Origin of the sequence: Providencia sp. PROV076 (assembly GCF_028483405.1) — a bacterium.
GTDB lineage: Bacteria > Pseudomonadota > Gammaproteobacteria > Enterobacterales > Enterobacteriaceae > Providencia > Providencia huaxiensis.
The window spans coordinates 140,216-161,385 of the sequence record NZ_JAMPRR010000001.1; the positions used below are offsets into that span (position 1 = coordinate 140,216).

Below are 21,170 nucleotides of genomic sequence, written 5' to 3' on the forward strand. Positions count from 1 at the left end.
CCAAGCTAGTGTGTACAAGCCGTTTCAGGCTCACGTAACATAACTAACAACATTTTTGCGGGCTCTAGCGCATCTACCGCATGAGGAATATTGGCGGGCATTCTGACAATTTCCCCCGGTTTAGCCATCACAGGCTTTCCTTCGATGGTGAGTTGTAAACTCCCTTCAACAACCATTACAATAGCGTCAAAAGGGGCGCTGTGTTCAGATAGCGCTTGGCCTTTATCAAAAGCAAATAAGGTGATATTTCCCCCGCCATTCTTCGCTAATACACGGCTAGCAATCCCCTGTTCAGTATAATTAATTAACTGGTTGATAATCAGCGCTTCTGCGGGTGTTATAGTGTTACTGCTTACTGTGTTATTGCTCATCGTTTTATATTCCTTAATTCAATCGTTTTCATTCAGTTATCTAAATAGCGGAATGACCCCTTGGGTCTGCCGGCCTTGATAATCCATTGGCGTAATTGCGACAGGTAATTGGTACAGCTGTGTCAGGTTTTCTTCCGTTAAAATTTGTTCAGTTTCACCAAATAAACAACCGCTGCCGTTAAATAACAACAGTGAATAATCAGCGATATGCAGCGCATGTTGTGGATAATGACTCGTAAACAAAATAGTCATTCCGCGGTGTATGGCTAAGTCACGTAATACGCTGAGCACACTGTCTTGGTTGGCGAGATCCAATGCGGAAGTCGGTTCGTCAAGGATCAGGATTTCTGGTTCACTGGCTAATGCTCTCGCAATCATGACCATCTGTTTTTCCCCGCCACTGAGGCAGTTAAAGGGTTGGTCCGCAAATTTGCTTATGCCTAAGTACGCTAGGCATTGATCTACAATTTGGTGATCTTTTTCATTAGGTGAGGCATACCAAGGCAGGTGACGAATACGCCCGAGACTCACCATTGTGCGAACAGAATAATGAAACAGTGAACCACTAAGCTGTGGAACATAAGCGACCGGTGCATTCAATAAAATATTGCCCGTTGCCCCTTTTTGTAAGCCGAGTAAGAGCTTTAATAAGGTTGTTTTACCACGACCATTTGGCCCTAAGATTGCGCCAATACTGCCTTTTGGTTGCCGAAAACTTAAGTTGGTAAATAACTGGCGTTGGGCAATTTTGAAATTAAGGTGTTCAACTTGGATCATAAATCGGCCACCTTTTTATTTAATGTATGGATAAGTAACGCAAAAATGGGGGCGCCGATCAGTGCGGTGATCACACTCAATGGAATTTCTGCATTGGTCATACTGCGTGCGAAAGTGTCAACAGCCACCATATAAATCCCACCAATGACGGCACTGGCAGGCAGTAATATTCGGTGGTCATGCCCTACCATTAATCGTGCAATATGGGGAACAATTAGCCCTACCCAGCCAATAGTGCCGGATACCGCTACTGTCGCACTGGTGATCAAAGTAACGCTGAGTAACACCGCCCAACGGGTTCTATTGATTTTCATCCCTAAGGCTTGTGCATTTTCTTCCCCAAGGGACAGCACATTGATACGAAAACGCAGTGCAAAAATAACCAAAACACAGACCAGCACAACCGGAAAAACAATATTGAGTTTGAGGTAAGACGCACTGGCAAAGCTGCCCATAAGCCAGAAAACAATGGTTTGTAACGTGTTGTTTGGGTCTGCAAAATAAGTAATTAACGAAATTAATGCAGCAAAAAAAGCATTAATAATGACTCCAGCGAGGATCAACATTAATAGCTGGCTGCCTTGGCGATTCAAACCAAGTAAAAAAACCAGTACGATAGCCAACAACCCACCGATGAAAGCGAATGAAATGGTGATAACTAAAGAGGAAAATAATAAAATGGCTAAAGCCCCGCCGAGTGCGGCGCCTGATGAAACACCAATAATTTGTGGCCCAACTAATGGGTTACGGAAAATCCCCTGCAAAGCCGCCCCCGCAACGGCTAACCCCGCCCCTGCTGTACCGGCTATCAGAACACGTGGTAAACGTACATTCAGCACAACATTTTGTTCTGTACGACTATAGTTCCCCACCATTTCGTTACCAAAAATAGTGTCATAGAGAATATGCCAAACCGCGGAAAACGAAACTGGGTAGCGGCCACAGCTGAGTGCCAAAACAAAAGTCAACAATAGGCAAATAGCGAAAACAAGCCAAAGATATTGGGGCCTACGCATGCGGTTTCCCCATTAAAGAAAGATAGTGTTGGCTACTTTTGTTCATCTCCATTTGCAATATGCCGTCTATTTGTTCATCCGAAACGTCATAGCCATAAAGTTGCTGATATCGCAGATGAATTTCTTCCCGCAATGGCATTTTCATCGTTTCTGGGTGAAAAATCATTGATAGCCATTGCCAGTACAGTGGGGTCTCTTGGTTTGGTGCATCCCAGATAAAACCACCAATGGGGAGTTTATACACGCGCTGGTTTTTCACTGCAGTGACTTCACTTAACATAGGGTTACGATAAACGTCAGCTGGCGATAACCCCTCTTCGAAATTCCCCAAGAGAATAATGTCAGGATCCCAAACCAGGATTTGCTCAATATTGAGGGTTCTTGGCCCTGTGAGGTCACGGTTTAAACTTACTCCACCCGCTAGCGCAAAATCCGCATTGTTGTGCGATGTTGAACCAAACGTTTGAATGCTTTGATTAAAGTGTGAAAGATATAAAACTCGAGGCTGTTCAGATTCAGGAATTTTAGCGGCTGTAGAGGAGAGTGAGGTCACTACCTCTTGGCGCCACTGGATCATTTTTTGTGCTTTATCATTGTGGCCAAGTGTTTGCCCCATTAAGCGAACCCACTCTTGCGTATAGCGCTCTTGCCCATAATCTAACGTAGCAACAGTCAGCCCCGCATCTCGCATTGGTGAGATAATGTCATCCCCTCGGTGCCCCCATTGCCATACCAGATCGGGCTCGACATTAAGTAACGCTTCAATATTTGGCGTAAAATTATTCCCCACAACATTTGAATTCACCTGTAAAACTGGTGAAAACATTTGGCTTAGCATGCCGTCCCGAGCGGCAACCTTTGCAAAAGGGTGCATTCCGACTAATTTTTCACTGCTTTCATCCATGCCAACTAACATCGAAGCAGCGGGAATTGGGATCACGACAATACGTTTTGCAGGGGCTGATAAATGAATTTCATCACCTGACATATCTGTGAAATCAACGGCTTGTGATGCGCTTGCATTGGCCATCCCACCAATAGTTAGAAAAACAGCGGCTAGTCTAAAAGCATTATTTATCATAGGGTTATTCAGCTCTCTGCTAATATCTCAATTGATAATGTGTATGATTATCATTTATACTCAAGCCATTCTAAGACGACGTAAGTGGATGACCTATGACATTTGTCAAAAACGTTTTCCCCCATACACAATCGCTCAATGCCCTTAAATCGTGCTTGCTGTTTAATGAAGTAGAAGATGAAAAACTGGCATTACTACTGGAAAATTGTGGCTATATTCGCTTTAAAAGTGGTGAAATTCTGAACCATGAAGGGGAGCCATTCAAACATTGCCCCCTAATGATAAGCGGGCAAATCGAGGTGTACCGCCACACTTATCTGGGCGAGGAAAAAATTTTCGGTTTATTTTGTACAGGGGAAATCGTTGCCATCGCCGCGGTTTTTATGCCGCACAACCGCTATCCGATGAGTTTACGGGCGAAAACCGACGGTGAAGCCTTGCTACTCGATAAACGCGATATTTTGCGGCTTTGCCATGCTTGCCCACAGATTATGGAAAAATTACTCATGCGTTTTAGTAGCAAACTGTATGAAAACATTAACCATATCGATTGGCTAACCTCGAGTTCTGCGGAGCAACGACTAGCCGCTTATATCCTTGATTTAAAACACAAGCAATTGACTTCAAATATTATTTTGCCTTTATCACGAGGCCAGCTCGCGGCTAAATTAGGCATACGCTACGAAACACTCAGCCGGTTGGTTTCTGGCTGGCGGCAAAAAGGATTTATTGATATCGAAAAAGACACTGTGCATATCCATAATGAAAACTACTTAACGCAATTATCTATTTCTGCACAGCGTCCATTTTAGGCATAACGCATTAACCAATATTAATGCGTTATTTATTATTAGAAATTATAGGTTACGCCACCATTCACATTAAACCCCATACCGGGGAATAAGGTACTGTCTTTTGCGGTGACGGTTTGGTTAGCAACCGATGTTGTCGCATAACGTTCATCCGTTAAATTATCCATCGATAAATACACAGACCACTGCTCTGTTGGCTTATAACTGCCTTTAAGTCCCAGTACGGCATAATGTTTACGTTTTTGAATATCAAGGTTGTTTTGGTGGTCAACAGCCATATCTGTTGGCGCCCAATGAATATTCGGTCCAACACTCCAATCCCCAATTTCATATAGCACCTCGGCAGCGACAATATTGCGTGGAATACCCGCGATATAGTTGCCATTATATTCTCCGCCCATAAAGCGAAAATCGTTATAAGTCCAAGAAACTCGGTAATTAATATCTCCCGGCCCTGTGCCAACGCGTCCTGCAAGCCCTGCTTCTAAACCTTGATGGCGAGTTTTCGCGGCATAATTAAACACGCCCACGACAGTTCCTGCACTGTCATAAGTGGTGATATACTCATCTTTAATTTGGCTACGATACAGCGCTAAGTTCCATTTCAACCCATCCGTGACATCCCCTTCCCCTCCAATTTCATAAGTGATGGCTTTTTGTGGTGAAAGTTTCGTCAATTTTCCATTGCTGGAGTTAATAATTTCCCAAAATGTCGCTGGTTCTTCACTCGCACTGATATTGGCAAAGTAGCGCTGACTTTCTGTTGGGCGCCAAATAACACCCGCTTTTGGTGTCCAAAATGTCCAACTTTGGTCTAACGACAAATGACTTTGCCGTTTTTCCACATCACGGCGTGCATGCGTACCTTTGACATCTAAATTAACTGTCACGGTTGGCGTAATATGTAAATCCACCCCAACACTGCCGTAGAGGTTTTCAGCTCGGCCATCATATTTACCTATTTTTGTTTTGTCTGCTGGTGTTCCTTTACGGTTTTGCATTAATTCGGTCTGCAAGGTCATTTGGTCCCAAGCAAGTGCCGTGCGATAAGTAACGGGTTCAGTTTCAATATTATAGGTAAGTTGCAGCCCTTCACTGTGGCTGCGGCTAAAGCGATAGTACGCAGGGGTGGTAAAATTATCATGGGTACGAATGTGCCAAACTCCTGCGCCAATCGCTTGGTTATCCACTTGCCAGTCAGAGCGGTTAGCCACTCGCAATTGCTCAACATTACGGTGTGGGTCACGCAACCATACCATCGGGTACACATCCGTTGGGTTATTATTTAGTACCTCTTCGGAAACGGGCCCTGCAACATCAAAACGCAAGTCTGTCCAGCTCAACCAAGTTCGGTTTTCAAAGTTATCGGTCACATAACCAAAGTTACTGCGTAAAGTTTTGCGTTGAGAAGAAGAATGTTTTCGATAACCATCAAAATGGTCGTAGGTAAAATTAACACGCCCATCAAGTACCCCATCGTCAGAAACACCACCGAATGCCGTTTGCAACCCTTCGCGCCCATGAGAGCCGTACTCATAGCGTAGTCGGCCTTGTTCGTTTCGACCTGTGTAAGAGAGCACGTCCAATTCTCCCCCCAAACTATTGCTCTGTGGGTTCAGGCTATTTGCACCACGGCGTACGCTCACCATCCGCGCATCACGCATTTCTAAGGTACTGATATGAAAACTGCCATCTGCATCCGTTGCAGGTAAACCATCTTGGAGCAGCAACACACCACGGGCAAGCGGTGCACTTTGCACTCCTGAGCCACGAATATTCAAACGCGGCTGGTCAATCCCTCCAAAGAAATTCTGGATCACCAGCCCTGGCTGGTAATCAAGGGCATCTTGTAAAGTCGCAAGGCGAGTCTCTTTTTCGATAACCACTAAATTTGTTCCGCCTGCCACTTTTTCGAGTTTATCTTTTTCTTGCTGTTCACTCGGTACCAAGCGGCTTTGCCCTGTTGAAGACGTGACGATCAGTTTATCTGCTGTTACTGCTGGTGCAGCGAACCCAATTGGTGTCGCCAAAGATCCGATGCCTAAAGTGAGTGCAATACAATGCGCCAATTGGTGCCGTTTTAAACGATAAGACATATATTCACCCCAATAATAGTAATGGTTATCATTTTCATTTGAGGGGTTTAAAATAGAGGATGGGAATTGATATCCCTATGACATTTGTCAAAAATGCCTAGAGTGAACTTCATTTTCAGGCTAATCACACATGTAATTAGCCAAGTGGTACTTTAAGTTACTGTGGGTATCAAAGGATTAATAACCCATTTTATTTCATAGTAGTGTATTCGCAGTCCAAATACGGCTACACACTTTCTCTAATAACGCTTTGTTATGGCTAAAAATAACCATTGCTAGTGGCCGCTCTTCGGATAATTTCACTAACAACTGCCAAATCTCTTTTTGCAAATTAGCGTCTAATTGCGCAGTGACCTCATCGGCAATTAAAATTTTCGTTCGCGGGTCAAGGGCTCGCAGTAACGCAATACGAGCAAGCTCACCACCGGATAACTCACTGGGAAGCCTTTCTAGCCAAGCAGGTTTAATTGAAAAACGTGCTAACCAATGGGAGTCTGGCTGCCAAGCATCAAACAAACTCGCACCGACCTTACGGTATGGGTTAAAACTTTTTTCTGGATGCTGAGGGACTAATTGAATCGGGCAATAGCCTTGTTGAGGTAGCCGTCGCCCTTCAAACAAAATGGTTCCTTGAGATGCCTTTTGCCACTGAGCCAATACTCGGCCCAACGTAGTTTTACCAAACCCACTAGGCGCAGAGATCCCAAGGCGTTCACCGCTAGCGAGTGATAAGTTAAAGCCATCCCACAGCCGCCGCCCACCTTGTTCAATGCATAAATTATTTACTTGTAAAATAGGTTCAGTGATACTCATTTACTTGCCATAAATTGATGTTCCGGTAACGCATTCCACAACGACTGCAACCATTTTCCACCGCCACCTTGTTGTAGCGTTTGGCTACTTAACACTTCTTCCAATGCTCCGTTACGCAATAAGGCAATACGGTCAGCAAAACGCACTGCCATGGACAAATCATGGGTGACCCATAAAACACCTCGGCCATCGTGGCAGAGCGATTTAATGTTTTCGAGTAGCTGCATGGCATGGTCATCATCCAACCATGATGAAATTTCATCCGCTAAAATATATTGTGCGCAGGAGAGTGTCGCACTGCTGGCAAGTACCCGTTTTGCCATTCCACCAGATAACTGGTTTGGGTAGCTATCCACGAGTGAGCTTTGTAGATTATATTGCTGTAAATGCCGCGCGACATCGTGCATTTTAATGTGCTGCCCACTTAACACAGCGGCACGTTCTAATTGTGGGCCGATACGAATTAACGGATTAAGTGCGCTAACCCCTTGAGGGATATAACATAATGCGTTACCACGGTGCTGCGCTTTGTTTTGTTCGGTCAGTTTTTTACCATTAAGGTGAATACCGCCACGACAGCGCATATTATGGGGAAGCAACCCCAAAACACTCTGTAATAACAAGCTCTTACCTTCTCCGCTCCCACCTACCAGTGCAACCATCTCACCGGGCTGAATATCCAAGGAAATCCCTTGTAGTAATGGCGCCCAACGTTTACGCCCTAACCAACGAAATTGCGCGACATCCACGGTGAGATTATCAAGACTCAACATACGGCCCCCTTCAACCATAACTGCTGCAAGGCTTTGGCAAATTGGTCAAATAATAACACTAATCCAACTAAGGCAACGCCTGGAAAAACCACCAGCCACCAAGCTCCTGTGCTGAGATAACGCAACGCATCAGACAATAAAATGCCCAGTGAGGGCTCATGGGGCGATAAACCAAAACCTAAAAAGCTTAATGCTGCGCTGTGTAATACTGCGTGGGGAAACATTAATAACGTTCCTACCATCCATTGCGGCAAAATCATGGGTAAGTAGTGATAGCGCCAGCGATAAAATGCACTATTACCAATACGTTGAGATAACATAATGTAATCTGACTGGCTAACTCGTTGTAACTCCGAACGTAAAATCAAGGCTAGTTTTGGCCAATGCGTTAGTGCAACCGCCCAAATAACCCCCATTTTTCCGCCTCCCAACGTGAAACAAATCAATACCAGCAATAAAAGATGGGGTAATGCCAACATGGCATCAATAATACCACGCACCACATAGTCCATGGCTTTGCTTATTGAAGATAACCCCGCCATGACAAGTGCAATAAAACCACTGGTAATGGCAGCCATAAGGCCGATTTGCAAACTGGTTGCCACACCTTGAAAGGTTCTGGCAAATAAGTCACGCCCTAAATTATCTGTACCAAATAGATGTGCCCACGACGGAGGCAGCCGCCTATCGAGTAAATTCATTTCAATATCATTGAGGGAGAAACCAAACGCATAGATACTGACGATGACCAATAAAAGCAACGAGAAAGCTAACTTAAGCAAAGCGCGATTCGGGTTATATGTCATGACTACCTCATCACTCCCTTATTCACTTTTTTTAGCAAGCTGTCGGCTACCGTATTGCTAAAAAATATTAGCGCAGCACATAACATCACGATCCCCATCAACAAGGGAATGTCTCCACGTAGCCCCGCATCAATCGTCGCCTGACCTAAGCCTGGATAGGCAAAAACTTTCTCTGCTAATAATGCCCCACTTAATAACTCACCAATAGACGCAAACTGTAAACAAATTGCGGGGGTGATGGCATGCTTTAGGACATGAAAGCCTATCATCGACCAGCCTTTATCTCCTTGGGCTTGTGCATAATGAATAAATTCACTGCTCATCACCTCAACCACTTTGGCACGTGTATGCAGTGCGATATTGCCGACGCCTAACATACCCAACGCAATGACAGGTAAAACCAGATGATGAAGTTTTTGTGAAAATGTTGCCGTTTGCTCATCCAAGCCTATCGGCCAAGCACAGCATATCGGCGCCCACTGTAATGTCACCGCAAACAGAGACAACAACAGCAAACCCACCCAAAAAACAGGAATTGAAGCAAGTAAATAGCATAACGTTGAAATAAGTTTGTCTGGCCAGCGGTTTAAATAACGTCCCGCGACCAAACCCAACGCAAAACCAACAACGCCAGAGAACAGCCAAGAGCTAATAAGTAGGGCTAAAGAAGGCACAAGGCGGTCAGCAATCACTTGAATTACTGGGGTGTTATAGAGCATGGAATAGCCCAAATCCCCCTGTAAGACTTGCGAAAACCAGCGCCAGAACTGAACCCACAGTGGCTGATCAAGCCCCCATCGAGCAGCAATGAGCGCATATTGCTCAGGGGGAACGTGCAGTAAGTCATTGCCGATATAGGCTTTTATTGGATCAATAGGCGAGTAACTCAGCAGGATAAAAATTCCTGCTGCCGTTACGGTTAATAAGCAAATAAATCGTAATAAAAGCCCGAGTGCGGTTCGCATTACTGACAGGTCCACGCCCATTCATCGACATTATTTAACACTGACCAAGAGCCGTGAATTTCAGGGGCACTGGTGCCTAAATCAACACAATTATTCAGTAAATAAATATGTTGCAGGTTCATCAACCAAGCCCATGGGGCATCACCTTTAATACCCACCCCCGTGTTACCGTTCCAATCCACTTGTTGCCATAACGGGATCGCTGCGTCTTGGTCAGCTTGCGCTAACGCTTTTTCAATCAATTGATCGACTTCAGCATTTTTATAATAACCCGGGTTGTAAAAGCCAACACCCGCAGCCTTGCTGCTGTAATTATGGACAATTTCCATCGGGTCTAAGCTTCCCCAACCAAACAGTGTTGGATTCGCATGCATATTGAGTTCAACGGTTTCCCAGCTCCCCGATTTTAAGTCCATTTCGATACCAATCGGTTTTAAACTTGAACGAATAGCCTGAGCCAAATCGCGGCGTGTGGTATCGCCACTCGCATACCATAAGGTTAGCTTAGCCACTTTACCGTCTTTTTCCCTTAAGCCATCTTTGTTTAGCGTCCACCCCGCCTCTTCTAAAATGGATTTCGCTTTCTCAAGATCGCCATCTTTAAAAGCGGAGTCTGGGTTATTCCATGGCAGCCCCGCGACGCCGGTATAAGCCGGTACGGCAAAGCCTTCCAATACAGATTCTGCCAATAGTTTACGGTCAAGTGCATAGTTAATCGCTTTACGGACAGCAACATCAGAAGTGATGTCGTTACCGATAGGGTTACCTTGAGCATCTTTCTCACCCGCAGGTGGAATTGGGAAAGAGATACCGCGATTTTCCACACTATAGCGTTCAACCAATTTCATATTTTTCACATTATTGGCATTTGCCGCTACCGCAGCGGGAATACGGACGATTTCCAGTTGATTGCTTTGTGCCGCAGCAAAGGCCGCATCTTCATCAAGGAAAACAAAGACCATTTTACCAAAGGCATTTTTTGGCCCTGCATAATATGGATTTTGCTCAACAATCAGTTGCTGCCCCGGCTGGAATGCGACTAAGCGATAAGGGCCTGCGCCAATCGGGTTATGTGCATAGGTTTTCGCATCATATTTATCGGCACAAACAATCCCTAACGAGCCTAGTACATTCACAAAGGTACTTTGTGGGGAAGATAACGTGATTTTTACGGTGAGTGGGTCAATTTCCTCTGCTTTGGCAAAGTTGCCCATGTCCACCTTACCGCCACTTGCTGCGGCATTGTTATAGGTAAAAACCACATCTTTGGCGGTCAATGGGGAGCCATCGGAAAATTTTAAGCCTTTTTTCAGCTTAAGTGTCCACTGCTTACCATCGGCATTATGTTGATAGCTTTCAAGCATATAGCTATGCCATGAAAGGTCAGCTTTTTGTTTCAGTAATGGGCTATGCAACAGTAGGTAACTGCCGTGGCTCCACCCAAGCATAGGGTCAAAACCTTCAGTCGGCTCTGAGCCAATCGCTAAACGTAAGGTTTGTGATTGAGTAGGTTCCACAGCTTGAGCTTGCAGTGTGAGCCCCATCAGGCACATTGCTGCAACGATATTTTTAATCATACATCCCTCTATAGATAGGTTTTATTTTTTATTTCAAACCACCAATGTCGTTATTTTCATTGATGTCGCTATCGGTGAGATATTTACTAAGTGTAAGGTAGCAAATATGAGTTATATTAAATTTAATGTCTTGATTGCTAGGCGCTACATCAATAGAACAGCGAATTTAATCGAGAAACCGCTAAAATTAAGTCGTTATTTGACCTACCTTAACAACTACTCATCTATTTCTTTGTCAAATTCAATTGGGTTAGAACGCAAGGACAAATTAGTAATAAAATTAGGGTCATTCGACTGCCTTGATTGCAACCGAAACTGGGAAGGTGTCATATTATATTTTCGCTTAAAAACATCACAAAAATAAGCATTGCTACCAAAGCCGCAGCGATGACTAATTTGAAAAACAGAATAGTTCGAAAACGTCAAATAATTCAACGCCATCCCCATGCGAACATCTAACAATAATTGACGAAAAGACACCCCTTCGCGGTTCAAATGGCGGCGCAATGTTGAAGGTGTCGTAAATAACGCTTTCGCAACATCGTCTAAATGCCATTTTTTTTGCGGTTCTTGAGTTATCAAATGGGTAATCGCTTGGTTTTTCGGTTCATCATAATTGAAACGAAAAAGATTCAGAATATCGATACCTTCTTGATATATTGCCATTAAAATAAAATATAGGCTCTGTTTCATTAACAATGCTTCTTGGGATTCACTCTGTTTTTCTAATGGTAAGCATTGTTTTAACAAACTAAAGTTATCTCTCACGGTTTCTGGGGGAGAAATATGGTAAATCGGTTGGTGGCTAGTCAGAGGCGCACCAGACTTCATCAATGTTTTCAGTAATAAAAATACCGCTTGTAATTCTTCTGCTGACATCGACAAGGTGTGTAACTCAAGCGGCTGCTTCACGGTGTTACACACAATATTGCAGGAAACTTGGCTGTATTTAGGAATAATTAAGGTGACATCGCTTTCAATTTCAATGGATTGGCCATTGATCACGATATTTCCTTTCGCGCCAGTTAGCATGGCTATCATCGCGCTTTCAATATAAAACGCTTTTAACACCATTTGGCTTTTCGAAAGAAAGAATTTATATTCCATAATCTCTATAAACTGCCGTTAATGTCAGAATGACTTCCCAAGAAAAGGGATTGTTGAATAGATATAAGGTAACGTCGTAAACATCTCCACCCCATATCAGTGCGGCTGAGAATATAGTCCTGTTACGCTGAAATCGCAATATAGATATACGCTCATTTTTTACTGTTATTTTGATGGTTGTTATATTTTCTAAATAAAATGCTGTTTAATTGAAAGGCAAATTTCGATATAAGGTGTAGAATCGCGCGGCAGACAAATGTAGCTGACAACACTGCATAATAATAATTTTAGTGTTCATTCTCATCCTACCCTACTTGCATTAGCTTTTACATCATAAGTACCCAATTTTTGTTTGGGCTATAGCTAAACATGTTCGCGTATTTTTAGTTGACTGAGTTGCAGGAGAAAGTATGTCTGATTTTTCAGGATCAGGCTGGTTAGCTGAAATCTTTTTACGATATGAACTAAAACGTGGCGTCACCCGCTTAACGGATAAACAACATATCGGCCCTTTAATGGTTCAGCGGCCATTCTACCCCGAGCAAGGAATTGCACACACGTATTTACTTCATCCACCCGGTGGCGTTGTCGGGGGGGATAAACTTCTTATCAATATTGATGTTCAACCACACGCCCATGCGCTATTGACCACGCCTGGAGCGACAAAATTTTATCGTAGTGCAGGCGGTGTTGCACGGCAAGTACAAACCTTAACCGTGGCACCTAATGGGTTCTTAGAGTGGTTACCTCAAGAAAACATTTTTTTCCCTGAGGCGCAAGTTCGCTTAGAGACCCATGTGCGGATCGCAAGTTCATCAAAATTTATCGGCTGGGAAATCCAGTGTTTAGGCCGCCCAGTATTAAACGAGCAATTCGACAACGGTAATATTCGGGGCCGATTGCAGTTTTATATTGATGACAAGCTCACCCTGGCGGAATCTATCTTTATCGACGGTTCTCAAAAACAGTCGGCTGTCATGCGTGAGTTTCCCATGGTCGGTTCTTTGTATATCTACCCCGCCAGCGATGAGTTGAAAGCTGAACTTCAAGATAGCTTGGCCTGTTTTTTCTCTACAGATGCTAGGCCGCTTGAGTATGGGCTAACTGATGTGGATGGTATTTTAGTTTTGCGGCTATTAGGCTCCCAAACCGAGCCAATGATGGCCTGTTTTGCCCATATTTGGCAGGCAACAAGGCAATACTGGTTAGGTTATTGCCCTGAGCCACCGCGTATTTGGGCAACATAAACGTTTTTTTAGGAGCAAAAAATGGAACTAACCCCAAGAGAAAAAGATAAATTATTGCTTTTTACGGCAGGCCTCGTCGCAGAAAGGCGTTTAGCGCGTGGATTAAAGCTCAATTACCCTGAAGCGGTCGCGCTAATCAGTTGTGCGATTATGGAAGGTGCCCGCGATGGCAAAACGGTTGCCCAATTAATGAGCGAAGGCAGAACCGTGTTAACCGCAGAGCAAGTAATGGAAGGCGTGCCAGAAATGATCAAAGACATCCAAGTGGAATGTACATTTCCTGATGGCACAAAGTTGGTTTCTATCCACGACCCAATTGTATAGGAGGCAACATGATCCCCGGTGAAATTAAAGTCAATCAAGCTTTAGGTGACATCGAACTCAATGCAGGCCGAGAAACCCAAATAATCCTCGTCGCAAATACAGGCGACCGCCCGATACAAATTGGCTCTCACTACCATTTTTACGAAGCGAACGAAGCGCTAAAATTTGCACGTGAAGGCACGCTTGGGTTTCGTTTAAATATCCCTGCGGGAATGGCCGTTCGTTTTGAGCCCGGACAGAGTCGCACTGTTGAGTTAGTCGCATTTAGCGGTAAAAGAGAAATTTACGGTTTCCATGGCAAGATCATGGGAAAATTAGAGAGTGAGAAATAATCATGAAAACCATCTCACGGCAAGCCTATGCGGATATGTTTGGCCCAACAACGGGTGACCGCCTACGCTTAGCAGACACAGAATTATTTTTAGAAATTGAAAAAGATTTCACGACTTATGGTGAAGAGGTCAAATTTGGTGGCGGTAAGGTCATTCGTGACGGTATGGGACAAAGCCAAGTAACCAGCGACCAATGCGTTGATGTGATAATCACCAACGCCATTATTCTAGACCATTGGGGCATTGTTAAAGCCGATATTGGCATTAAAAATGGCCGCATTGCGGGTATTGGTAAAGCTGGCAACCCTGACGTGCAGCCGAATGTCGATATCGTGATTGGCCCCGGTACTGAAGTGGTTGCAGGCGAAGGCAAAATTATCACCGCGGGTGGCGTTGATACCCATATTCACTTTATTTGCCCACAACAGGCTGAAGAAGGCTTAGTGTCAGGCGTCACCACCTTTATTGGTGGCGGAACTGGCCCTGTCGCGGGCACCAATGCCACGACCGTCACGCCTGGTATTTGGAATATGTACCGCATGTTACAAGCCGTGGACGAGCTGCCGATTAATGTCGGTTTGTTTGGGAAAGGCTGCGTCAGTAAACCCGAGGCTATCCGCGAACAAATTGAAGCGGGAGCAATCGGCTTGAAAATCCACGAAGACTGGGGCGCGACCCCGATGGCTATCCATAACTGCTTGAATGTGGCTGATGAAATGGATGTCCAAGTCGCCATCCACTCCGATACATTAAACGAAGGCGGTTTTTATGAAGAAACCGTAAAAGCCATCGCTGGGCGTGTGATCCACGTGTTCCACACCGAAGGCGCTGGTGGCGGTCACGCCCCTGATGTGATCAAATCGGTGGGAGAGCCCAATATTCTGCCTGCGTCAACTAATCCAACTATGCCATACACCATCAATACCGTTGATGAGCATTTGGATATGTTAATGGTTTGCCACCACTTAGACCCGTCCATTCCTGAAGATGTGGCATTTGCTGAGTCCCGTATTCGCCGTGAAACCATCGCCGCTGAAGATATTTTGCATGATATGGGCGCCATTTCAGTCATGTCTTCGGACTCACAAGCCATGGGGCGTGTTGGTGAAGTGATTACTCGTACTTGGCAATGCGCTCATAAAATGAAATTACAGCGCGGAACTTTAGAAGGCGATACACCAGAAAACGACAATAACCGCATCAAACGTTACGTGGCGAAATACACCATTAACCCCGCTATCGCCCACGGTATTGCCCATGAGGTCGGGTCGATTGGAAAAGGTAAACTTGCGGATATCGTCTTGTGGGATCCCGCATTTTTTGGCATCAAGCCCGCCTTGATCATGAAAGGCGGCATGGTTGCTTATGCCCCTATGGGAGATATCAACGCGGCTATCCCAACGCCTCAACCTGTGCACTACCGCCCAATGTTTGGCACATTAGGTAAAGCCAAATACCAAACGTCGATGATTTTTATGTCGAAAGCGGGGATTGATGCTGGCGTGCCTGAAAAACTCGGTTTGCAGAGCAAAATTGGTCGTGTGGAAGGCTGCCGAAATATTAGCAAGGCATCCATGATCCACAATAGTTATGTGCCACATATTGAGCTGGACCCGCAGACTTACATCGTAAAAGCCGATGGTATTCCATTAGTTTGTGAGCCTGCAATTGAGCTGCCGATGGCACAACGTTACTTTTTATTCTGACCCCGACGAAAGAACCCAAACATGAAAAAATTCATTAAAATTATAGATAACCACCAAGCATCACACACTGAGTTATCCTTGTGTTTGACTATGGATGAGCGCACAAAGAGCCGCTTAAAAGTCACCTTAAGCGATGGCCAAGAAGCCGGGTTGTTTCTGCCACGTGGTACCGTGCTTAAAGAAGGCGATATCTTAGCCACTGAAGAGGGTGAGTTAGTCACCATCGAAGCGGCAAAAGAGCAAGTATCAACCGTTTATAGTGATGACCCTCTTCTGTTAGCGCGTGTTTGTTATCACTTAGGTAACCGCCACGTACCGCTGCAAATCGAAGCAGGCTGGTGTCGTTATTTTCATGACCATGTCTTAGATGATATGGCTCGTGGGCTTGGTGCGACCGTCAGTGTTGGTTTGGAAAAATACCAACCAGAGCCGGGGGCTTATGGTGGTTCATCCGGTGGGCATCACCATCATCATCACGATCACGATGACCATCATCACCATTAATCATATTTGGGAAGTTTATCCATGTTAGCGGATTTGCGTTTATATCAATTAGTCAGCCCGTCTTTGCCTGTTGGGTCATTTACCTATTCCCAAGGCTTAGAGTGGGCCATTGAAAAAGGCTGGGTAACCACGCCTGAAACGCTAGCAAGCTGGTTAACGGCACAAATGACCCATGCGATTGCGACATTGGAACTCCCTGTTTTACGGCAAATTCACACCCACTTATTGAGTGCTGATATGGAAAAAGTCTCCTATTGGTGTGAATTTATAATTGCCAGCCGTGAAACCAAAGAACTACGGTCAGAGGAGCGCCAGCGCGGCATTGCATTTGCCCGTTTGCTGCCTCAGCTGGGTATTGAGCTTGATACAACCACATTGAGCTGCGTTAAACAAACTCAGCTAATGGCCTTCGCCCTCGCTGCGGTAAATTGGCAGATTGACGTTGAAAAATTATGTACCGCATATGCATGGGGCTGGCTTGAAAACACAGTGATGTCAGGTGTTAAGCTTATCCCTTTAGGGCAAAGCGCAGGGCAAAACATCTTATTTACCCTTGCTGAACGCATACCCGAGGTGGTCACGCAATCGGCAATCTGGCCAATAGACGATATTGGCAGCTTTACCCCAGCACAAATTATTGCCAGTAGTCGGCATGAAACCCAATACACACGACTTTTTCGTTCATGAGAAAATGCTATGCAAGAATATAATCAACCCTTAAGAATTGGTGTCGGTGGGCCGGTTGGCTCAGGAAAAACGGCATTATTAGAAGTGTTATGTAAAGCCATGCGCGACACTTACCAAATTGCCGTTGTCACCAATGATATTTACACCCAAGAAGATGCCAAAATTTTAACCCGTGCCGAAGCATTAGATGCAGACCGCATTATTGGTGTTGAAACTGGTGGCTGCCCTCACACGGCTATTCGTGAAGATGCATCAATGAACTTAGCCGCAGTTGAAGAGCTCGCCATGCGCCATAAAAACCTCGATATCGTATTCGTGGAAAGCGGTGGCGATAATCTCAGTGCGACATTTAGCCCAGAACTGGCAGACTTAACCATTTATGTGATTGATGTCGCTGAAGGGGAAAAAATCCCACGTAAAGGCGGCCCGGGGATCACGCATTCCGATTTACTGGTGATTAATAAAATCGACCTTGCACCGTATGTCGGGGCTTCATTAGAAGTTATGGAAGCCGATACCGCAAGAATGCGCCCAGTGAAACCCTATGTGTTTACGAACTTAAAGAAAAAAGTCGGCTTAGAAACCATTATCGAGTTTATTATCGATAAAGGCATGTTAAGACGTTAATACATTTGTTCACCCTATAGGTTTTATCTATAGGGTGCCCAATTAACAAATGCGCGGTAAAGGCTCACTGTGGGGTAAATCTAATAACCTTGATGTACCGAAGATCCCAACTAATCTGACTTGTTTCTGTTCGGTGACACAACCAATCGTAGTCGCATCTTTCCCTAATGGGTGCTGGTGTAGTGCAGCAAGTACCGCATTTTCCGCTTCAGGTTTCACCACAATCACTAATTTACCTTCATTGGCAAAATTTAACGGTTCTAAACCTAATAGCTCGCACACGCCTCTAACTGCTGAAGAGACAGGTAAATCCCCCTCGTTTACCGCAATTCCACAGCCGCTAGCTTGGGCAAATTCATGCAATATTGCCGTTACGCCACCACGAGTTGCATCTCGTAATGCACGAACGCCATCAATTTCACGTAACGGGGCGATTAATGGTGTTAATACTGCACAATCACTGCAAAGTTCTGCCTCTAACCCGAGCTGTTCGCGTTGGTTTAAAATAGTGGCTCCGTGGTCGCCCAACGTACCACTGACAATCACTTTATCCCCCACTTGAATATGCTGAGCTCCCCACTGAATATTGGTCGGGATCACGCCAATACCTGCTGTATTGATAAAAATTTTGTCTGCCGCACCGCGCTGTACTACTTTAGTATCACCTGTCACAATAGCCACGCCAGCCGCTGCTGCCGTTGCAGCCATCGATTCCACAATTAAAGTAAGTTCAGAAAGTGGAAAACCTTCTTCCAAAATAAAGCCGCAAGAAAGATACTTGGGTATCGCACCACTGACTGCGACGTCATTCACTGTACCGCATACAGCCAGTTTTCCAATATTACCGCCCGGGAAAAAAATTGGGTCGATAACATAACTGTCAGTACTGAATGCTAAACGGTCGCCCAATGCGGTCATTTCCGCCAGTGCTAGCCGAGCTTGGTCTTCCCGCTCATTCAACGCTGGGTTAGCAAATGCCTGCAAGAACAACTGTTCAATCAATTGCTGCATAGCCTGCCCACCACTACCATGTGCCATCGTCACCACATGATTACTCATTTATACCTCCCGACGATATTGGTAATAAGCTGCACAGGCGCCTTCAGAAGAAACCATCAGTGCACCAAAAGCGGTTTGTGGCGTACAACGGCGCCCAAACAACGTACATTCGTTGGGTTTGCAGCGCCCTGTTAATACTTCGCCACAACGAGCTAGCGGGTCATCCGCCACTTTATGAGGTTGTACCTGAAAACGCTTCTCGGCATCAAAAAACTGATAAGCTTGAGTTAATTGAACCCCTGAACCTGCAATTTCCCCCAATCCACGCCATTCGCTGGTTTGTTTGAGTTCAAAAACTTCTTCTAACGCCTTCATTGCCAACAGGTTACCTTCATCGGCCACAACACGTTTATATTGGTTTTCTACCTCACAACGGCCATCAGCGATTTGGTCAACTAACATGGCTAATGACTGCAAAATATCTAAGGGTTCGAACCCTGTGACCACCAAGGGTTTATGAAAGTCTTCGGTAATAAATTGGTAGGGATGCGCCCCGATCACCATACTCACGTGTCCCGGTGCTAAAAAACCGTCAATACGGACATCCGGTTGCTCAAGTAAGCTACGCAAGGTGGGAATGATCGTAATGTGCTGGCAAAATACACTAAAATTTGCTAATTGGCGTCGCTTCGCCTGCTGCAAGGTAATTGCCGTACTCGGCATTGTGGTTTCAAAGCCTAAGCCAAAGAAAACCACTTGCCGATGAGGGTGCTGCTCTGCCAATGCCAAAGCATCTAACGGTGAATAAACGATACGGACATCCGCCCCATTGCGTTTGGCGTCGAGTAAAGACCCCTTTTCCCCCGGCACACGCATTGCATCGCCATAAGTACAAAAAATAACCTCTGGGCGCTGCGCAATTTCGATACAGCCATCAATGCGTCCCATTGGTAATACACAAACAGGACAACCCGGCCCATGAACAAACTCAATTTCAGCGGGTAATAACTGGTCAATACCAAACTTAAAAATCGCGTGGGTATGGCCACCACAGACTTCCATGAGTTGTAATGGGCGTCGTTTCGCTTGGGGTATTTCATTCACCCGTTGATGAATATGCGCCAACAGCGCTTTTGCAAGAACAGGGTCGCGAAATTCATCGACGTACTGCATCTGCCGCTCCTGCATTTAAACCACTAAAATCGCTGACCTCGTGGTCTAGCTGGCTCATCGCGGTTAACGCATCCAAGGTGGATTGCGCTTCTTCTTCATTGATAATACTCATGGCAAACCCGACGTGTACTAGTACCCATTGGCCTAATAAATCAGCGGTTTCTCCTTCACAAATTAGGCCAATATTCACATCGCGTTTTACACCACAAACATCCACTTGAGCGAGTTGGTGGATATCTTCACCAACTGCCACTATTTTGCCCGGAATACCTAAGCACATAGCTGTGTCTCCAACCATGCCAGCCATGCATCCATCCCCTCGCCTCGTGTCGCAGAAACTTGGATAACTTGGATATTGGGGTTCACTTGCTTGGCATTGGCAATACAAGCATCAACATCAAAATTCAGGTATGGCAATAAGTCAATTTTATTCAATAACATGATATCTGCTGCCGCAAACATATGTGGGTATTTGAGGGGTTTATCTTCCCCTTCCGTGACCGACAGCACCGCCACTTTATGGCGCTCGCCCAAATCAAAGCTAGCAGGACAAACTAAATTCCCCACATTTTCAATAAATAATAAGCTGTTATCGGCTAACTCTAAACGCGCTGTTGCATCGTGCACCATTTGTGCATCTAGGTGGCAGCCTTTTCCTGTATTCACTTGAATCGCAGGCACACCCGTTTCGCGGATCCGCTGTGCATCATTGGTGGTTTGTTGGTCACCTTCAATCACTGCGCAATTGATTTTGTCACGCAGCCTTAACAACGTTTCTGTTAACAAAGTGGTTTTCCCTGAACCGGGGCTAGAAACGAGGTTTAGCGCTAAAATATTCTTCTGGTTAAAATCTTCACGGTTATGCTCTGCCAGATGGTTATTTTTATCTAATACATCCATCTCGATTTGTAGCATGCGTTTTTGGCTGATCCCCGGTGCATGGGTACCCGCTTCACCGTGTCCATAATCAAGGTCATGATGTTCGCCAGCCGGTTTAAAACTTGCCTCTGCGGTTTGGTAAATATGTTTGTGCTTATGTTTGTGTTTATGCTTTTTAGATTTGCTTTCAGCAGGTGCGGGTTCATATTGGTGATAGTGGTTGTGAACATCACCTTGATGATAGTAATGGTGATGAATGATCACCGTTTGCCCGTGAGGTTCATGATCATGGTGATGGTCGTGATCATGGCCGTGATGGTGGTCATGGTCGTGATGATGATCGTGACCGTGATGGTGATCGTGAGCATGGCCGTGATGGTCATCACCCTCGATTTTGCGCTCTCCCGATGCACATCCACAAGTACTGCACATAAGTTTCACTCCCAACAGCTAAATTATTAAATTAGATTAATACATAATCCATAGAGTCTGGTTGAT

The 21,170-nt window shown here is 45.1% G+C and carries 23 protein-coding genes; 8 read left to right on the forward strand and 15 right to left on the reverse strand.

The genetic code is table 11. The annotated features are described in order from the left end of the window. Positions 1 to 5: 5 nt before the first annotated feature. Genes PSF67_RS00610 through PSF67_RS00625 form a run of 4 tightly spaced genes read right to left on the reverse strand, consistent with a single transcriptional unit; the run spans position 6 to position 3,245 of the window. The gene (locus tag PSF67_RS00610; RefSeq protein WP_102137856.1) at positions 6 to 371 is read right to left on the reverse strand and encodes a cupin domain-containing protein; all 366 of its coding nucleotides are present in this window, start codon (positions 369 to 371) and stop codon (positions 6 to 8) included. Between the two features lie 36 nt (positions 372 to 407). Continuing rightward, a complete protein-coding gene (locus PSF67_RS00615) occupies positions 408 to 1,148 on the reverse strand; it encodes an ABC transporter ATP-binding protein (protein WP_102137857.1) in 741 nt (246 codons plus the stop codon). After that, positions 1,145 to 2,164, reverse strand: coding sequence for a FecCD family ABC transporter permease (locus tag PSF67_RS00620; protein ID WP_195697690.1), 1,020 nt, complete (start codon positions 2,162 to 2,164; stop codon positions 1,145 to 1,147). Before PSF67_RS00620 ends, PSF67_RS00615 begins: the two co-directional genes overlap by 4 nt. Then, positions 2,157 to 3,245 carry an ABC transporter substrate-binding protein gene (locus PSF67_RS00625; RefSeq protein ID WP_272676368.1) on the reverse strand — a complete coding sequence of 363 codons (1,089 nt, stop codon included), beginning with the start codon at positions 3,243 to 3,245 and terminating at the stop codon, positions 2,157 to 2,159. The genes PSF67_RS00620 and PSF67_RS00625 overlap by 8 nt, the downstream gene beginning before the upstream one ends. A 95-nt stretch (positions 3,246 to 3,340) precedes the next feature. Here PSF67_RS00625 and PSF67_RS00630 point away from each other — a divergent pair, with 95 nt between their 5' ends. Continuing rightward, positions 3,341 to 4,057 carry a Crp/Fnr family transcriptional regulator gene (locus PSF67_RS00630; protein ID WP_102137860.1) on the forward strand — a complete coding sequence of 239 codons (717 nt, stop codon included), beginning with the start codon at positions 3,341 to 3,343 and terminating at the stop codon, positions 4,055 to 4,057. A 38-nt stretch (positions 4,058 to 4,095) separates the two neighbouring features. On the opposite strand, the gene PSF67_RS00635 is transcribed toward PSF67_RS00630, so the two are convergent. The 7 genes from PSF67_RS00635 to PSF67_RS00665 form a co-directional block, all read right to left on the reverse strand. Next, the gene (locus PSF67_RS00635) at positions 4,096 to 6,153 is read right to left on the reverse strand and encodes a TonB-dependent receptor family protein (RefSeq protein WP_272676370.1); all 2,058 of its coding nucleotides are present in this window, start codon (positions 6,151 to 6,153) and stop codon (positions 4,096 to 4,098) included. A gap of 195 nt (positions 6,154 to 6,348) precedes the next feature. Next, positions 6,349 to 6,948, reverse strand: a complete 600-nt coding sequence (locus PSF67_RS00640) for an ATP-binding cassette domain-containing protein (RefSeq protein ID WP_206276107.1) — start codon at positions 6,946 to 6,948, stop codon at positions 6,349 to 6,351. A 14-nt stretch (positions 6,949 to 6,962) separates the two neighbouring features. Beyond that, entirely contained in the window at positions 6,963 to 7,739 is a 777-nt protein-coding gene (locus tag PSF67_RS00645; protein WP_102137864.1) for an ATP-binding cassette domain-containing protein, read from the reverse strand. After that, entirely contained in the window at positions 7,733 to 8,545 is an 813-nt protein-coding gene (locus PSF67_RS00650; protein ID WP_102137865.1) for an ABC transporter permease, read from the reverse strand. The genes PSF67_RS00645 and PSF67_RS00650 overlap by 7 nt, the downstream gene beginning before the upstream one ends. 2 nt (positions 8,546 to 8,547) lie before the next feature. Next, positions 8,548 to 9,510: an ABC transporter permease gene (locus PSF67_RS00655; RefSeq protein ID WP_166264377.1), complete on the reverse strand. Its 963-nt coding sequence runs from the start codon at positions 9,508 to 9,510 to the stop codon at positions 8,548 to 8,550. Then, the gene (locus PSF67_RS00660; protein WP_229597618.1) at positions 9,510 to 11,063 is read right to left on the reverse strand and encodes an ABC transporter substrate-binding protein; all 1,554 of its coding nucleotides are present in this window, start codon (positions 11,061 to 11,063) and stop codon (positions 9,510 to 9,512) included. The genes PSF67_RS00655 and PSF67_RS00660 overlap by 1 nt, the downstream gene beginning before the upstream one ends. A 240-nt stretch (positions 11,064 to 11,303) precedes the next feature. Then, complete coding sequence (locus PSF67_RS00665; RefSeq protein ID WP_102137868.1) at positions 11,304 to 12,194, reverse strand: AraC family transcriptional regulator; 891 nt, start codon at positions 12,192 to 12,194, stop codon at positions 11,304 to 11,306. 410 nt (positions 12,195 to 12,604) lie between these two features. Here PSF67_RS00665 and PSF67_RS00670 point away from each other — a divergent pair, with 410 nt between their 5' ends. From PSF67_RS00670 to ureG, 7 genes are read left to right on the forward strand one after another with little or no spacing between them, the layout of a single operon-like run. Next, positions 12,605 to 13,441 (forward strand): urease accessory protein UreD, encoded by an 837-nt coding sequence (locus PSF67_RS00670; RefSeq protein ID WP_166264373.1) that lies wholly within the window; start codon positions 12,605 to 12,607, stop codon positions 13,439 to 13,441. A gap of 21 nt (positions 13,442 to 13,462) precedes the next feature. Next, positions 13,463 to 13,765 (forward strand): urease subunit gamma, encoded by a 303-nt coding sequence (locus PSF67_RS00675; RefSeq protein WP_004908484.1) that lies wholly within the window; start codon positions 13,463 to 13,465, stop codon positions 13,763 to 13,765. 8 nt (positions 13,766 to 13,773) lie between these two features. Then, positions 13,774 to 14,097 (forward strand): urease subunit beta, encoded by a 324-nt coding sequence (locus PSF67_RS00680; RefSeq protein ID WP_102137870.1) that lies wholly within the window; start codon positions 13,774 to 13,776, stop codon positions 14,095 to 14,097. Between the two features lie 2 nt (positions 14,098 to 14,099). Continuing rightward, entirely contained in the window at positions 14,100 to 15,803 is a 1,704-nt protein-coding gene (gene ureC, locus PSF67_RS00685) for an urease subunit alpha (RefSeq protein ID WP_102137871.1), read from the forward strand. A gap of 21 nt (positions 15,804 to 15,824) precedes the next feature. After that, positions 15,825 to 16,307, forward strand: a complete 483-nt coding sequence (ureE, locus tag PSF67_RS00690) for an urease accessory protein UreE (RefSeq protein ID WP_272676372.1) — start codon at positions 15,825 to 15,827, stop codon at positions 16,305 to 16,307. 21 nt (positions 16,308 to 16,328) lie between these two features. Continuing rightward, positions 16,329 to 16,994, forward strand: a complete 666-nt coding sequence (locus PSF67_RS00695) for an urease accessory protein UreF (RefSeq protein ID WP_272676374.1) — start codon at positions 16,329 to 16,331, stop codon at positions 16,992 to 16,994. A gap of 9 nt (positions 16,995 to 17,003) precedes the next feature. Further along, positions 17,004 to 17,621, forward strand: a complete 618-nt coding sequence (ureG, locus tag PSF67_RS00700) for an urease accessory protein UreG (RefSeq protein WP_004908472.1) — start codon at positions 17,004 to 17,006, stop codon at positions 17,619 to 17,621. A gap of 42 nt (positions 17,622 to 17,663) precedes the next feature. Here the strand turns inward: ureG and hypE are convergent, their stop codons facing one another. From hypE to hypB, 4 genes are read right to left on the reverse strand one after another with little or no spacing between them, the layout of a single operon-like run. After that, positions 17,664 to 18,680: a hydrogenase expression/formation protein HypE gene (gene hypE / locus PSF67_RS00705; RefSeq protein WP_272676375.1), complete on the reverse strand. Its 1,017-nt coding sequence runs from the start codon at positions 18,678 to 18,680 to the stop codon at positions 17,664 to 17,666. Then, a complete protein-coding gene (gene hypD / locus PSF67_RS00710; RefSeq protein ID WP_102137875.1) occupies positions 18,681 to 19,793 on the reverse strand; it encodes a hydrogenase formation protein HypD in 1,113 nt (370 codons plus the stop codon). It abuts the gene before it with no gap. Beyond that, positions 19,777 to 20,073 carry a hydrogenase maturation factor HybG gene (gene hybG / locus PSF67_RS00715; protein WP_004257928.1) on the reverse strand — a complete coding sequence of 99 codons (297 nt, stop codon included), beginning with the start codon at positions 20,071 to 20,073 and terminating at the stop codon, positions 19,777 to 19,779. Before hybG ends, hypD begins: the two co-directional genes overlap by 17 nt. Beyond that, entirely contained in the window at positions 20,064 to 21,104 is a 1,041-nt protein-coding gene (gene hypB, locus PSF67_RS00720) for a hydrogenase nickel incorporation protein HypB (protein WP_272676378.1), read from the reverse strand. The genes hybG and hypB overlap by 10 nt, the downstream gene beginning before the upstream one ends. Positions 21,105 to 21,170: the final 66 nt, after the last annotated feature.